General features: G+C 43.2%; 16 protein-coding genes and 1 riboswitch. Of the genes, 3 read left to right on the top strand and 13 right to left on the bottom strand.

Annotation, left to right across the window (positions count from 1 at the left end; genetic code table 11):
- Positions 1-2: 2 nt before the first annotated feature.
- From D3H55_RS21370 to D3H55_RS21415, 10 genes are all read right to left on the bottom strand, one after another.
- Positions 3-1,052: a FecCD family ABC transporter permease gene (locus tag D3H55_RS21370; RefSeq protein ID WP_119549341.1), complete on the bottom strand. Its 1,050-nt coding sequence runs from the start codon at positions 1,050-1,052 to the stop codon at positions 3-5.
- Complete coding sequence (locus tag D3H55_RS21375; protein WP_119549342.1) at positions 1,018-1,992, bottom strand: ABC transporter substrate-binding protein; 975 nt, start codon at positions 1,990-1,992, stop codon at positions 1,018-1,020. Before D3H55_RS21375 ends, D3H55_RS21370 begins: the two co-directional genes overlap by 35 nt.
- A 127-nt stretch (positions 1,993-2,119) precedes the next feature.
- A riboswitch (cobalamin riboswitch) is annotated at positions 2,120-2,305 on the bottom strand.
- A 104-nt stretch (positions 2,306-2,409) separates the two neighbouring features.
- A complete protein-coding gene (locus D3H55_RS21380) occupies positions 2,410-3,246 on the bottom strand; it encodes a DUF4362 domain-containing protein (protein WP_119549343.1) in 837 nt (278 codons plus the stop codon).
- Complete coding sequence (locus D3H55_RS21385; protein ID WP_119549344.1) at positions 3,247-3,741, bottom strand: RNA polymerase sigma factor; 495 nt, start codon at positions 3,739-3,741, stop codon at positions 3,247-3,249.
- Positions 3,742-3,872: 131 nt separating this feature from the next.
- Entirely contained in the window at positions 3,873-4,529 is a 657-nt protein-coding gene (locus D3H55_RS21390; RefSeq protein ID WP_119549345.1) for a hypothetical protein, read from the bottom strand.
- Positions 4,522-4,812, bottom strand: a complete 291-nt coding sequence (locus D3H55_RS21395; RefSeq protein WP_119549346.1) for a hypothetical protein — start codon at positions 4,810-4,812, stop codon at positions 4,522-4,524. The genes D3H55_RS21390 and D3H55_RS21395 overlap by 8 nt, the downstream gene beginning before the upstream one ends.
- Before the next feature lie 43 nt (positions 4,813-4,855).
- On the bottom strand, positions 4,856-6,304 hold the full coding sequence (locus D3H55_RS21400) for a DUF4153 domain-containing protein (RefSeq protein WP_168413211.1): 1,449 nt from the start codon (positions 6,302-6,304) through the stop codon (positions 4,856-4,858).
- 71 nt (positions 6,305-6,375) lie between these two features.
- Complete coding sequence (locus D3H55_RS21405; RefSeq protein WP_119549348.1) at positions 6,376-7,011, bottom strand: HAAS signaling domain-containing protein; 636 nt, start codon at positions 7,009-7,011, stop codon at positions 6,376-6,378.
- A complete protein-coding gene (locus tag D3H55_RS21410; protein ID WP_119549349.1) occupies positions 6,998-7,339 on the bottom strand; it encodes a PadR family transcriptional regulator in 342 nt (113 codons plus the stop codon). Before D3H55_RS21410 ends, D3H55_RS21405 begins: the two co-directional genes overlap by 14 nt.
- A 73-nt stretch (positions 7,340-7,412) precedes the next feature.
- Complete coding sequence (locus tag D3H55_RS21415; protein WP_119549350.1) at positions 7,413-8,324, bottom strand: NAD(P)/FAD-dependent oxidoreductase; 912 nt, start codon at positions 8,322-8,324, stop codon at positions 7,413-7,415.
- A gap of 240 nt (positions 8,325-8,564) precedes the next feature.
- Here D3H55_RS21415 and msrA point away from each other — a divergent pair, with 240 nt between their 5' ends.
- Positions 8,565-9,092, top strand: a complete 528-nt coding sequence (msrA, locus tag D3H55_RS21420; RefSeq protein ID WP_119549351.1) for a peptide-methionine (S)-S-oxide reductase MsrA — start codon at positions 8,565-8,567, stop codon at positions 9,090-9,092.
- Between the two features lie 353 nt (positions 9,093-9,445).
- Positions 9,446-9,631 carry a hypothetical protein gene (locus tag D3H55_RS21425; protein WP_119549352.1) on the top strand — a complete coding sequence of 62 codons (186 nt, stop codon included), beginning with the start codon at positions 9,446-9,448 and terminating at the stop codon, positions 9,629-9,631.
- 78 nt (positions 9,632-9,709) lie between these two features.
- On the opposite strand, the gene katA is transcribed toward D3H55_RS21425, so the two are convergent.
- Positions 9,710-11,164, bottom strand: a complete 1,455-nt coding sequence (katA, locus tag D3H55_RS21430; RefSeq protein WP_119549353.1) for a catalase KatA — start codon at positions 11,162-11,164, stop codon at positions 9,710-9,712.
- A 451-nt stretch (positions 11,165-11,615) separates the two neighbouring features.
- On the opposite strand from katA, the gene D3H55_RS21435 reads away from it, so the two are divergent.
- Positions 11,616-12,836 carry an MFS transporter gene (locus D3H55_RS21435; RefSeq protein WP_119549354.1) on the top strand — a complete coding sequence of 407 codons (1,221 nt, stop codon included), beginning with the start codon at positions 11,616-11,618 and terminating at the stop codon, positions 12,834-12,836.
- Between the two features lie 155 nt (positions 12,837-12,991).
- Here D3H55_RS21435 and D3H55_RS21440 read toward each other — a convergent pair whose 3' ends face one another.
- Positions 12,992-13,852 carry a CvfB family protein gene (locus D3H55_RS21440; RefSeq protein ID WP_119549355.1) on the bottom strand — a complete coding sequence of 287 codons (861 nt, stop codon included), beginning with the start codon at positions 13,850-13,852 and terminating at the stop codon, positions 12,992-12,994.
- A 62-nt stretch (positions 13,853-13,914) separates the two neighbouring features.
- Positions 13,915-15,144, bottom strand: a complete 1,230-nt coding sequence (locus D3H55_RS21445; protein WP_119549356.1) for an MFS transporter — start codon at positions 15,142-15,144, stop codon at positions 13,915-13,917.
- Positions 15,145-15,619: the final 475 nt, after the last annotated feature.

Raw genomic sequence — 15,619 nt, forward strand, 5'->3', positions numbered from 1 at the left:
GGCTACCCTCTTTTCTTCATCAATAAGTAGGCAAATATAGGTGCACCTATCAAGGCTGTTATAACCCCTATCGGCAGTTCGGCCGGGGCTATGATCGTTCTGGAAACCAAATCCGCCAGCACAAGGAATCCGCCCCCCGCCATAATGGACAACGGAAGCAAATGCCGGTGATCGTTCCCGGATACCAAACGGACGAGGTGGGGTATGACGAGCCCGACAAACCCGATTGTACCAGATACGGCCACTGCTGCACCTGTCAATATGGAGCCCGAAAGCAAAATGACCAATTTCCTTGCCTGAACATTGATGCCAATATGCTGTGCCTGCTCTTCCCCAAAGCTCATGCCATTCAATTCCCTGGTATTCATTAACAAAAGGGCGCTTCCTATCACGAAGAACGGCAGGATCAGCTTAATATAATCCCATCCGCGCATGGACACACTGCCGAGGAGCCAGCCAATGATCTGCCGGAGCTCGTCACCTGTCAATGCAATCATCAAGGAAATGAAAGATCCTAAAAATGAACTGAAAATAATTCCTGTCAGTATAATGGTTTCCAGCTTCATCGTCTTTTCAACTTTCTGCGCAAACAGCAGGACAATAAAGATCGTGGCCGTCGCAGTGAGAATGCTCAATACCGGCAGGGTGAAATTCCCAAGAAACGGAATGCTGATGTGGAAAAACAAGGTCATCACAGCTCCGACTGATGCACCGGAAGAAATCCCCAAAGTATAAGGGTCTGCCAATGGATTCCTTAATAAACCTTGAAAAGCGGCCCCCGCAATGGCGAGAGACGCTCCAACTAAAAATGCCAGTAATACCCTCGGGAATCGGATACTATAAACGATATTGATATACATCTGATCAACCGAATCGGGAACAGCGTAGCGGAAAAGTTTTGCACCGAGGATTGTCAGGATATCTGATACCGGCACAGAAATTGTGCCGATGGAAATACCCGCCAATATGGAGAAAAGGACGAACAGTATTGCCAATCCATACGAAAGGGCCCTGTTCTTATTGGAATAATTCCGGATAAACAGCTTTTGCAAGTTCCTCTACTCCTTGTACCAATCTTGGACCGGTTCTTGTGACAAGGTCGGAATGCACATCATACACTCTTTCATTTTGAATGGCCGGGACTTCTCCCCATCCTTCACGGCTCAACACAAGCTCTTTTGCATTTTCCGTATAGTACCCATAGGTTGTAATGATCACATCAGGGTTTAAGGCAACGACTGCTTCTTCGTTCATTTGCACCCAGCCTTCCTGCTGTTCTGCTGCATTCTTTGCGTTGATCAGTTCCAGCATTTCATCCATAAAGGTATTGCTGCCCGCTGTAAATATTTCCGGAGAAGGCGATACTTCTACAAATACGCTCTTTTTTTCAGCTGCTTCAGCAGTCCTCTCATTCACTGTGCGCAGACCGTCTTTCATTTCCTGAATAGTTTCTTCAGCCTGCTCATCTGCGCCGGATGCCTTTCCGATCATTTCAATCGAAGTGTAAACTTCAGCAAAACTCTTGGCATCATTCACCACCATCACTTTAAGGCCGGCATCACGAAGCTGCTGAAGCCCTTCTGCTGATGACTCGATCACAGAACCATGAGCCAATACCAGGTCAGGTTCCAAAGAAATGATTTTTTCTATATTCAATTCAAGACCGCCGATCATTTCCTTCTCAGCCGCTTCAGGAGGATAGTTATCGAAGTCAGACACTCCAACAACTTTATCTCCCAGTCCCAATTCATAAGCAATCTCAGTATTGCTTGGAATGAGAGAAACGATTCTCTCAGGTTCTTCTTCTATCACAATTTCTTTATCAGCAGCATCTGTTATCGTAACCGGAAAAGCGGAAGACTCCTGTTGTTCCCCGGTTGATTCCTGGTTCTCATTCGTTGAATTCTCATTTACGCCATTACCGTTTCCGCAGCCTGTAATGACCATTGCAGCAAGCATCAGGCCCAGCAGTAGCATGGTAAGTCTTTTCATTCAAATTTCCCCCTCTAAGTCAAAATAAAAAAACATCTCTTTCTGAGAAAGAGATGTTCGTGTAAAAGGCATATGTTGACAAATCGATATGTCATGCAATTTACACCTCCCTATCCTCGTAGGCAAGCGGTGCAAGAAGTAACAGGCAGGTCTCCTGGCTAATGGTCATTGCCGGCTGTTTCCTTCCCATACCCAGTACAGTGGTTTCAACAGCCTGCTCCCATTTACAGTGGCGGGACCGCGTTGGAATTTCACCAACTTCCCTTTTAAGATTCCAGCGTCGACTGAAATCACCCGAAAACGACAATATGTATTAAATTTTTTCCGCTATATCCGATTATACACAAGAAAAGACGGCAGGGAAATATATTAGAGCCAATTGAACCCGAATTCTTAAGAACTGAACCTCCTTTCCAGTCACCATGCCTGGTCTTCGGCAAGTGCTTTTTCCTTCAAAATCAAACTGCCGTCCTTCAGAAGGCCATACCTGATATTATAAAACTTTCCGCTTTCGATTGAAGACCACATCGATCTGTCTTCTGCCAGAATGGTGAATACCCCCTCCCCGTCTTGAGACAAAAATGAAGGTGGATCTCTAAACATCACCTGAATGAAGGCTTTATCTCCTTTTTCCGATTTCTCCATGACCTTCGCTTTTGAAAATCCTCTCTCTTTTATATGAGAAACCGATAATAGAGCGATTTCCCCAATATATTGGCCGTCCTTCTTTTCACATGCCTTCAATTTGAACTTTGTTTGATGATCTTCGTCCTTTCTCATGACAGACTGGCAGGTATAGGATTCGTTGGTTTCACCGTCTACTTTGCTTGCTGATGCTATTTCTCTTCCATTATAAGTAAGCTGATTCATATATTCCTGACCTTCAATTCCGAAAGAGATCACATTGATGGAAGAAGCCTTGCTTTTCCCCATATCTTCAAGAAATGATTCAAAGTCTTCGAGATTCTCCACTCGGTCATAATGCTGAATGACGTCTTGATAACCCGGTTCCATGAAAAACTTCAGACCGCCATTCATCGACACATACAGGATAAACAATAAGAGACAAACAACCAGTAGACTTGCGAGTGATAGAAAGAACCGTCTTTTTATTCGCTGCTTCATAGTCAGGTTTTCATGGAGGATGACTTGGTCCATCAAGTTTTGATGCATTTCATTCTTATGTTGTTCACGAATTCTTCTGACCGGCATCTTTTTTAACTTTGATTCCAATTCGCTATGATCATTCTTCATCTACTGCCCTCCCAACTGTTTATGCAAGGCTGCTTTGGCCCTATGATAAGTAGACCTGACCTTCCCTGGCGGCCACTGTAAAACTTCTGCAGTCTCATCGACGGTAAATTCCTTGATGCCTCTTAATATAATGACATCCCGATAACTTGCCTTAAGCTCCTGAATTGCCTTATAGAGAGTCTGCGTTTCTTCATTAGCCTGATAAAGTGTTTCAGGGGTGTCAAGACTAGAAGGCTCATGAAAGGCCTGAAATGAAATCAGCCTTTTCCATTTTTCCTTTTTCATTTCATCAATGGCCAGATTCCTTGCGATACTGAATAACCATGTTTTTGGACTCGCGCTGCCTTTAAATGACTCAACCCCTTTGATGGCCCTTATAAAAACCTCCTGAACCATGTCTTCCACATCTGTTTTGCCCGTTCGATAAATTAAAAAGTGGTAAACATCATCGCTGTATTGATGGAACCACTGTGAAATTTTCTCTTGATTTGACATGAATTTCTCCTCATAAAGCATGATGTATTAATTAGACGATATTGAAGTTCCATTATCGCACTTTTTATAGGCTCTTTTTGTAAATTAAATAGATAAAGGCTTACAGTCCTTGACCTGTAAGCCGCATCCAGTCACTGATAAATCCCTTTCCATGCAAGAATACGTTCCAATTCTTTGAAGGAGTGAATGACGGTATCTGCCTCATCCAGCTCCACTTCAGAAAGCGTACCCCAGGAACAACCAATGGTGTACAAATCGTTGTCTTTGCCTTCCTGTATGCATGCACTTCTGCACCCCACCACGACCGCAGCCGGGAAGTTGCTTTCATCGCCGATAAGCGTTTCTTTTCGGGGTACAACACACTCCTCCATACTAAAAATTCCTTTTATACAGGAATGAATGTTGAAACGGTTAACGAGTTCCAACAAACAAAAATTTAAACCGTTACTGGCAATATAGAAATCGCATTCTTTTGATAACCTATCGAGAAAAGGACCCGCGTCCGGATACAACCTGCCTTTCCCCGTTCTTATTTCCATTAGTAAGTGAACTTGAAAAAGCCTGCTGGCCTTATCCTGTAGCCATTTTTCATGGAATGGCAGCAGCTCTTGCCACATCTCAGCCAAAGGGAGATCCTTGTTATGATGATATCGATTCCAAGGTATATCCCCTTCCCACTCGTTCACTTTATTAAGACATTCAAATGTCTTTATCAATGAGGATGCGAATACGTCATCCATCTGAAAAAGGGTACGATCACAGTCGAAAATAACCGTTTGCTTATTCATCCTCAACACCACCCCTGAGTTCGTATATTTTCCACTTAAAATTCATCACTGAAAAATAATCTTTTATCACAACAAATTCATCGCCGCTGTCCGTATACACAATATAGGTATCTCTTCCTTTATACTCTGCTGAACGGAGCGGGTCGTTATGGAAATCCCTTTTCAACTGAACGTCCTGCAAAATCTCATTCGCATTGAAATCTTGCAAGATGTTATATGGACCACACAGGGTAAAAGCCAATCCAATTAAAACAATCACAATGATAAGCACTTTCTTTTTCATGTCCTCCTCCTTTACATAGCAATTCTAGGTATCCGAATATACTTTACCTTAATTCCAGCTTTTCCAATTTCTTCTCTGCCTCTTTTTTTACCAAATTGGTCGATTGCCAGCTTTCCTTTTGATCTACTGCTCCTTCCTGTTCCCTGACCAGTAATTCCTTCAATCCAGGCAGCGAAGGATCCTGTTTGTATAAATCGATCAACCCCAGTGTGCCTGCATAGGACATCTGTTCAAAGTAATAAAGATCAATCTTCCCAGTTTGTTCATACCTATCAATATTTTTTTCCACTATCAAGCCATTCAGATCGACAAGATTCAATCCGCTGTAAATAATCATGACCGTGATGATATAAAAACGGCTTAATGATAATCTTACATACCATATTTTCAATAAAGTAAAAGCCAAAATGACGCCAATCAACGCCATAAATGAATGGGCGAGCACCCTGGACATTGTAAATCCATACGCTTCCTCATATAGCCCAAGCCTCATGGCAGCAGAATAAAGCATGATGCCGCTCATTCCAATCAACAGCGTCAAAAGAATATTGGTCACTCTGCTCATGACTCCTTCTCCCTTGTCAGAAGATTTGATCACGGCCACAACGATACTCCAATTGATCAAAGTGACTACAATCAGTTCAAAAAATCCCCGTCGTGCATAGTCGGCATACGTATATCCTGCCAATAGTGTATCACTGAAGAAATATTGAAATTGAACAAAAGTAAACAAGGCGTACAGGGCATTGAGTGAAATCAATACCGTCACAATGATCGTGGTTTCCCAGGACGGCCTCTGAATATCCATGCTCCTTGGATAATCTTTTTCATTCCTTCTCAACATCCTGATAAAGGAGTAAAGTATAAGCGAAACCATTAAAACAAATATCGTCCGGAAAATTTCATCACCGATTTGCAGGTTGAAAAACTTTAAAGGAAGCCTTGCCATAAGCTCGGCAAAATGATTATCAGCAGACACGAGCAGAATCCCTATGAATCCAACTAAAGGAACGGATATCAAAAGCCCGATAAGCACCCTCTTGAAAGTCTGATACGAACCGCTGTTCATCCTCCGTTGAAACACTTTTTTAAATTTGCCGATCCTGCCAAAGGTAAACGCAATCCATTTACCTGTGAATGAAAACATAAATCCAATAAAAGCCGGATTGTTCCAATCTATTGTTTTTCTCCGGGTGATGATGACAGAGTGGACGATGATGAAGGCCGGCAAAACCAGCAGATTCAACAGGTAAAATGTAATGTTCCAATATAAAAAGTATCCCAGCGAAAGAGATAATATTGAAAGCATAAGCAGAAATCCAATTTTCCGGTTCCTGAAAAGCCTTCCCTTCATCTGCCAATAAAACAGGCAGTAATAGAGTGAAACATAAAGCAGAACAGACAAACCGAATACATGATCCACAAACAGCCACTCTGCAAGAACCCCCATTAATATACTGCTCAGGATAAGCAAGAGATTTCTTTTCTTCATAAAAAACATCCTCCTATATCGTTTTTCTACTTATATAGAATTTCTATGTATAAGTGTAAAAAAAGAGTCACCTAAACAGATGCTCTCCTTCCCCATTTGTAACCAGCCCAGCTGATCGGGAGCAAAAGAATCGTAAACCCGATACAGATCAGAATGAAGGATTGGTTCAAAAGCGGATCAAACCATTCATGGGGAATTAAGTGAAACAGGATAAGGTTCATAAGCACAAGATTGGGAATCAGACTGATCAGCAGCGTTTTTACCAGCAGCGATTTTCCTTTCGAACCGAATTCCTTCCCGATTTCATACCCCAGCAATATCCAAAAAACGATATATACAGCGATGATGATGGCAGGAATATCCGTAAGTTTCAGCCAGAATCCCTGGAGCCATTCCCAGGAAAATACATTGTAAAGAATGGTGAGAAGACTTCCACCGACAAAAAGGAAGATATTCGCTGACACGAAAAGCCACTGAGTTCTACTCGGAGTGACAGACCATTCCTGATTCCAGATAGCTGCAATCTCCTCGGGTGTCCCGATTTTTTCATGAATTAGAACGGTCCATTCATCATTTTCCACATCACCTGTTTCTTCCTTCAAATGATGAATATGGCCTTCATATTCTTCCAGGACATCCTCTTTATCTTCATGTGGGACCAAAAGGGAATCGAGTTCTTGGATGAATTTATCCTTAGACGGAATCATGTCCCGGTTTTCCTATCATTTTGTTCATCATGCTGACAAAGCGGTTCCACTCCTTGGTCCGCTCTTTCAGGATTTCCTTTCCTTCTTCGGTGATCCTGTAATACTTCCTGGCCGGACCCTTTTCCTGTTCCTGCCAATAAAATTCAATATAATCCTGTTTTTCCAGCTTGTGCAGTGCCGGATAAAGTGTCCCTTCCTTTACCTGCAGGTTATTTTCGGACCTTTTCTCCATTTCCTTCACAAGTTCATAGCCATACATATCTTTTTCATTCAAAAGCTGGAGCAGAAGCAGTGAAGTGCTCCCTTTGACAAGTTCCCGATTAAACATACTTTCACCTACCTAGGATTATGAGGTATGTGTTTATAATAAAAAATATAGCTGGTTTTGTAAAGGAATTCTTTTAATATTTTTCAGAAAGCAGCTTTTTGTGTATCCAAATGGCAGCAATCGATCCATCCCCCATAGCCGTTGATACCTGTTCTGCGTGGGCAACGATATCCCCGGCAGCCCACACACCCGGAATATTGGTTTCTTTTGAACGGGCATCTGCATTGATATGATTGTTCTCCATGATTTCGACCCCAAGCTGTTCAGCAAGTTCAGTGTGGATTTTATTCCCGCCGAAAGCGATGAATCCTCTTTCCCCCGGCACTTCATCCCCATTTTCAAGCTTGATTCCTTTAAAACCGCTGTCTCCATCTATAATCGCTTCTTTGATGGTCCCTTCCCTATATCCGATATTCTTTTCCTTAAGTTTCTCCTGGGTATTATCGGAAATCTCCATGCTGTCATGATTGACAAATGTTATGTCCTCACTCCAGTAAGATAGTGTCAAAGCCATTTCAGCCCCTGTCTCACCAGATCCAAGAACCACCACTTTTTTATCCTTCACCTCATATCCATCACAGTCGGGACAAACATAAACTGAGAGGCCAAGGGTTGGCGATATGTTTTCGATTTCCGGGATATTATCCACCACTCCTGTAGCTAATAAGAGTTTCCGGCCGACATAATGATGTCCGCCTTTGCCATCCACTATGAATTCACCTTTATCCTTCCGCGCACTGATAATCCTGTCCTGCTGGAATTCGACTCCATAGGATTCAGCCTGCTTTCTCCCCAGGGTACGAAGCTGTTCACCGCTGACGCCATCAGGCCAGCCCAGTAGATTATGATAACATCTGCAAATGGTGGAACGGCCGTCATTTGAATCGACCACCAGGATGTCGTGCTGATACCTCCCAAGCTGAATAGCTGCCTGCAGCCCGGCTATTCCGCCTCCCACGATGATACAGTCATATGTCTTTTTCATACGGGTCCCTCCTCTGTATTTAAAACAATTTATAAGTACTCATAGCATGAAGCTTGGAATATTAGAATATTCCACTTATGTAATGTTTTTTCCTAAGTGCCTTGCACTGAAACTCATCCTGGCTTTTTTCGCTTTTTGTACAAGATGTTTTCATTGTCTTAAAGAGGATATGGTGGTAAAATCCGATTATCGTTTAACACTTTAATAGACGAAAGTAAATTTTCTGGGAGTGTTCTTACTATGAAACATACTGAATTAGCGACATTTGCAGGCGGCTGCTTCTGGTGCATGGTGAAACCATTCGACCAGATGCCCGGCATTGAAAGTGTCATTTCCGGCTACTCTGGCGGTCATGTGGAAAATCCGACATATGAGGACGTAAAAAAAGGTGACAGCGGCCACTATGAAGTTGTTCAGATCACCTTTGATCCGTCTCTTTTTCCCTATAAACAGTTACTGGATCTTTACTGGCCGCAAATCGATCCAACCGATGACGGCGGGCAATTTCAAGATAGAGGAGATTCTTACCGGACGGCCATCTTCTTTCATAATGAGAACCAGCGCGAGTTGGCGGAGAAATCCAAAAAGGAAATCGAGGATAGCGGGCGCTTTAAAAAGCCTATCGTCACAAAAATCCTTCCCGCCGTATCCTTCTATCCGGCTGAAGAATACCATCAGGATTTCTATAAGAAAGAACCGGAAGCCTATAAAGAAGACCGCGCCAAATCAGGCAGGGATGAATTCATAGAAGAACATTGGGATAAATGATGAACGAGGGAGACAGCCATGAAGGCTGCTCCCTTGTTTTGTTTTAATTATTTGAGGTTTTTTTCTTGATCATCCTGTTTTACTGAAAGCTTCCCTCTACAGCAGCGAGTTTTTCACTTATTCACCTTATTTTAGCGCTGGCTTCCCTCATTAAACTGGTGTTTCTCGTTTAATCACCTTGTTTTAACACTGGCTTTCCTCTATAACCCGGTGTTTCTCACTTAATCACCCGGTTTTAACGAGGGCTCGCCTCTATAACCTGGTGTTTCTCACTTAATCACCCAATTATTCTGCTTCTATTATGAAACCGACAATCAGGGACATACTAAAAGAAAAAGAAAGGATGGGACTTTATGAATAAAGAACAACCTTTTGACAAAGACGGCAATAAGCGGATGGGGGCACTCGCAGGTCATGGTGCATATCTTGATGCCAATGAGCCTTATCCCGGTGATTCTGTTAATGAACATCAGGATCAGGAATTTGCAAATGAAATTGTAGGCCGTGAGGAAATCAAACAGCAGAATGATAATTTGTAAGAATTCAAAAAAACGCCGCTGCACTATGCAGCGGCGTTTTAAATGAGAATAATTAACTTTAATTGAGAATGGGAACTTTTATTTCACTTCCTGAGGGATTGGCAGACCCAGCCTTTCTGCCACTCTTCTTCCATATTCCGGATCTGCCTTAAAGAAATGCCCGATTTGACGGAGCTTGATTTCGTCACTTTCCACTGCCCCCATCGCCCCTGCGATCGTATTAATCAGCCGGTCTTGTTCCTCTTTATCCATTAAGCGGAACAGATCGCCAGCCTGCGTATAATGATCGTCATGGTCATATGCAGTACTTTCCGCCAAGCCCGAAACAGGGAAGGCTGTCTGCTTATCTACTGGTGATTCTGCCGGGCCGCCTGCACTGTTGGGTTCATAATACACTGAACTGCCTCCATTGCTGTCAAAACGCATTTGCCCGTCACGCTGATAGTTCTTCACTTCGTTCTTCGGTCTGTTGACCGGCAGTGCATTATGGTTTGCTCCTACACGATATCGGTGAGCGTCACTATAAGCAAAGATCCTGCCTTGAAGCATTTTGTCAGGGGAGACCTCGATTCCCGGCACAAGGGTCCCAGGAGAAAACGTCGCCTGTTCAACTTCCGCAAAGTAGTTCTCAGGATTACGGTCCAACACCATGCGTCCCGCTTCAACCAATGGATAATCTTTGTGGGACCATACCTTTGTTACATCAAACGGATCAAAACGGTACGTCTCCGCATCCTCAAGCGGCATAATTTGCACATACAGCTTCCATACAGGGAAATCCCCTTTTTCGATACTGTTGAAGAGATCTTCAGTGTGATAGTCAGGATTTTCCCCGGCAATCCTTGCTGCGACTTCATTCGTAATATTCTTCACTCCCTGCTCACTCTTGAAGTGATACTTCACCCAAACTCCTTCCCCTTCTTCATTTACCCATTTAAAGGTGTGGCTTCCATATCCGTTCATGTGGCGAAGTGTCGCCGGAATCCCCCGGTCGCCCATTAAATATGTAACCTGATGGAGGGATTCAGGGGATAATGACCAGAAGTCCCATACAGCATTTGGATTCTTCAAATGTGTTTGCGGGTGCCGCTTTTGAGTATGAATGAAATCAGGGAACTTGATTGCATCACGAATGAAGAAAATCGGTGTGTTATTCCCGACAATATCGTAGTTCCCTTCTTCAGAATAAAATTTGACTGCAAACCCGCGCGGATCACGGACGGTGTCAGCTGAACCATTCTCCCCTGCCACTGTTGAAAAGCGGATGAACATCGGAGTGCGCTTCCCTTTTCCGGATAGAAAATCAGCCTTTGTATACTTGCTGAGATCATTGGTGACCTCGAAATACCCGTGTGCACCTGTACCCTTGGCATGTACAACCCGCTCAGGAACACGCTCGCGGTTAAAGTGTGCAAGCTTTTCAAGCAGATGTACGTCCTGTATGAGTGTGGGTCCGCGAGATCCCGCGGTCATCGAATTTTGATTATCGCCTACCGGCGCTCCCCAGCTTGTTGTCAATTTATTGTTTGTCATATTCATTCTCCTATCGATAATATTTTTTAGTTAATAATAATTATAAAATAATAATATCATCAAATAATGAAAAATCAATACCTTTTTAGAATTATTATAAATAAAAAGTGATTGCAATCTGGAATAACGACTTTTTATACACTATATGACCATTTGTACATGGTTTAGAAGTGAAAATTTTTTCCGCTTCCGCCTTGTTAGCAAGTGTATTCAGGAATTAGCATCTTATGGTAATATGGTAGGAGATAAATCAAAGGAGGAATATACATGTTAAAAACATTCACTTCATTTTCTGCCAATCAAGGAGGAGTGAACGGTTAATTCTGCTCTTTTATAATAAGGCGGTTTGATTACGAAGGTTTTCACGCTTTCCTAATACGATCAGCCAGTTGATTAATTGCACACTCCTGCCTTCTATTTAAAAAAACAATAGAATCAGGAGAATGTTGAATTGAAAAAGAATACGATTGCATCACATAATATCAGAGCTTTATTTTGGGTTCAGTTTTTCGGCACCATCAGCTTTCTTCAGCCCGTCATTACCCTTTTTTACATGGAGAGGGGATTGGACTCGTCCGATATTCTGATCGTGTTGATGTTTTGGAGCGGTGCGGTACTGCTGGGGGAAGTCCCGACTGGCATTTTCGCTGACCGATTCGGGGCAAAGGTTTCGTTTATCACGGGTTCTGCACTCAAGTTCTTAAGCATCTGCCTGTTATTGTTTGCTTATGATCCTTGGATGTTCTTTCTATACAGCGCATTGAATGGCTTTTCAGTCACTTTCTTTTCTGGTGCTGATGAAGCCTTGATTTATGACTCGCTCAAAGAAAGCAGGGAAAATGATTTCATGGACAGAGCAATGGGGAAAATCCAGTCTGCCGGTTTCATTTCATCCATTTTTGCTGTACTTTTTGGTTCCTATCTTGCTAAAGATCTGCAGGACAGCCAGTTCCAGCTGCTCATCCTGCTTTCGCTTGCGTTTCATATAGTTGAAATTTTATTTGTTTTGACTGTAAAAAATCCAAGAGTTGAAAGTTCCTATCGTGAAAATCCTTTTGCACAGGTAAAGGAAGGGATAACAGTAATCCGCAAGGCACCACAGCTTTTGCTGATGTTCCTGAATGTCACCCTTGTTTTCATCCCGGCCGGTGCGGTTTATGGATATTTTGACCAGCCTTTGATGACGGATGCAGGACTGCCTGTCTATCTGCTTGGTGTTATGTATGCTTGTTCTGCTTTGTTGGGGTACTTTGCCTCGAATTCAATTGGGTGGCTTACCGGTAAATTCACAAGGATTTTCTTTATGCACGCAACTGGATTATTTGCAGTCGCCGGGTTGTTGATTTCGGCTATAATGTCAGAAACTCTCTGGGTGATCATCGGCGCCTTCTTTGTCCTGAGATATGTCAGGGCGGTCCGCTATCCGATATATTCCCAGCTAAGTAATGACCTCATCCCTTCAGGCATCCGGGCGACAACCATTTCCTTGCTGTCCATTGTCGACTCTGCCTTGGATCTGGCGGTTTTCGGGGTTCTGTCTTTTGCAGCTTTGAATGGATATGAAGCCGTTCTCTACGGTTCTGCCGCCATAGCACTGATTGGCACACTTCTGCCGATCAGAAAAGTAGATAAGGACGTAACCGCTGCCTTGCTATCTGCGTCAGAGAAATAAACCATTTAGGAGAAGCCGGAATTTCCGGCTTCTTTTTTCAAGCCTTCCCTACCCCTCCAGATATTGACCGGTGTGTCTTCGCAGGTCGACATGACCATAATCAATCCAATGAACTAAAAAACCGCATAGGGTTCCCCCAATGCGGCAGAAAGTATTTATTTTTTGTAGTACGTCCATCCCTCTTCCTGATAAACGCGCCCCTCTTTCATTAATTTGCCCATGGCCCTCTTGAAGGATGCCTTACTTAATCCCAGTTTGTCTTTGATTTCTTCCGGCAAGCTTTTGTCCCACAAAGGCATCGCACCTCCGCGGCTGTCCATGTAGCCGGTAATGATGTCGGCGTCCTCCCCCATCTTATCCTGCTTTAAAGGAAGGAACGAAACATTAAGGGTTCCGTCCTCTTTTACATCAATTACCCGGCCCTCGACCTGTTCACCAAGCCTCGGCTCCTGCCTTCTTTCGTTTTCATGCACAAAACAGCGGTATCCTTGTTCAGACAGGAAGAAGGTGCCAACTTTCAGCAAACGATACACTCGTCCTTGGACAGTGGCTTTCAGCATTTCTTTCGATGCTCTCCTTGTGATCTGGCCGATGATATTTTCCGTTGCCAACTTTCCATAGAGGCGCCCATTCTTGTCTCCTCTTAATGACATATACAACTTATCGCCGGGTGCAGGCCATAAATCTTCATAAATCGGAAGGTCATCAGCAGATACAAGAATATCCTTCATCAGACCGATATCCACAAACACACCCAATCCTGAATTGACGTCAACTACTTCTGTCCAGGCGTACGAACCGATTTGCACTTTTGGTATGTTCATTGTCGCTGTCAAACGGACTTCTTTATCATGATACAGGAAGACTTTTACCTCATCTTCTATTTCTATCTCACCCTCTACCTGTGAATGGTGCAAGAGGACGTCTTCCTCTCCATTGGTCAGAAAATAACCAAAATCGACTTCTCTATCTACCGTTAACACCTGGACTGTGCCGGCTTCCAACTCTTTGAACATTTTGCTTTCCTCCTATTAAATCACTTATTCCTTATCTTTACCCAAACGATTGCCCTTCACTATTAAATGGAATGATATTCCCTGATTTCTCTGTCCTTCGGCAGGAGCCATGTCAATACCCCGAATAGCGGCAGGAAGCTGCAGAGGATCATAACGAACCGGATGCTGTACAAATCGGCAAGACTTCCAAAAAGCACGGATCCGACTGCTCCCATCCCAAATGCCAGTCCAACCGTCAGTCCAGAAACCATGCCGATTTTCCGTGGCAGCAGTTCCTGGGCATATACAACTGTCACACTGAAACTGGAAGACAGGATGAACCCTATCAAAAAGAAGACAGGTATGACGGCAGCAAGCGGCAGATACGGAAGCAGCAGCGTTAATGGAGCAGATCCGAGCATCGATAAGAAAATGATATTCCTTTTACCGAATCGATCTGCCAATGGACCTCCAAAAAAAGTTCCCAGCACGCCGGCAAACATGAATGTGAAAATATAAAGCTGTGCCTGCTTTATGGTCAATCCATAATCTTCTATTAAATAGAATTGATAATAATTTGAAATGCCTGCTCCATACCAGGATCGGGCAAAAACCAGGAATACAACAAGCAGCATTGCCAATTTAATTTTCTTATGTATGCCCGCATTCCTCTTAGACGATTGTTTTTCGACTTTCTTCCCTATTGATTTCTCACCATCCAGCCTGTTTTTGTACCATCTGGAAACACGGACAAGGACGATGATTCCCAATCCGGCTGCCAAAGTGAACAATAAGGCGCCTTTCTGTCCTAACGGTACAAAAATAAATGCTGTAATGATCGGCGCCAAGGACTGCCCGGTATTACCTCCGACCTGGTAGATTGATTGCGCCAGGCCTCTCTTGTTTCCAGCTGCCAGATACGCTACCCTCGATCCCTCTGGATGAAAAATTGCTGAACCAAATCCGATAAACAGCACAGAAAGAAGCAGAAAGATAAAATGATTCGATAATGCAAATCCAATCAGCCCGATCAAGCTCGAAAGCATGCCTAGCGGAAGCAGAAACGGCCTGGACTTAATATCCGCATAATACCCAAATACCGGCTGAAGCAGCGATGATGTCATATTCAGGACAAAAGCAATCCATCCAATCTGTGTATAACTCAAGCTGAGAGACTTCTCAACTATCGGAAACATAGCCGGGACCACAGCCTGCAGCGTATCATTTATGAAATGTCCTGAGCTTATCGCCAGCAGCACCCCATAGATGGTAGCCGTCCTCCTGGTCCCCTCCTTACTGAGAGCTTGTCCCAAAGTCCTTCATCTCCTGTTCCATTTTATTAGACTGTTTTCGCATCTATTGTTACTTTTGGAAAAATCCCAGGTGCCGGATTTTTCCTCTGTATTCAAAGGTTTTACTCTCGAAAATGATCGAGCAGCTCTTTTCTTACCTGCTCACCGGGGATTCTTACGGTGATTTAGCAGGACTATATTAGAAATTTATAATGAATAGCAACAAAGTTTTCGAATAGAGCCTTTTATTAAAAGGCATTTCCAGGGGAAAATACGGCATTAGGAATTTTCCCCGCGGGCAGCATTTTACGTAAAAAAAAGCCTGGTTAAAAGTATTAGTAAAATCAAAATGAACCTTTCAAGTATATCTTACTTAGGGGGAATAGAAAATAACAACCTATGAATTTACAAAAAAAGACTGCGTGACTAGACTGACATAGGCATATGAGACAATAATAAAACACCTACTTAGGCTGCCATCTCACTAAATTCTAGT

This window comes from Bacillus salacetis (assembly GCF_003581585.1).
GTDB classification, from domain to species: Bacteria; Bacillota; Bacilli; order Bacillales; family Bacillaceae_B; genus Rossellomorea; species Rossellomorea salacetis.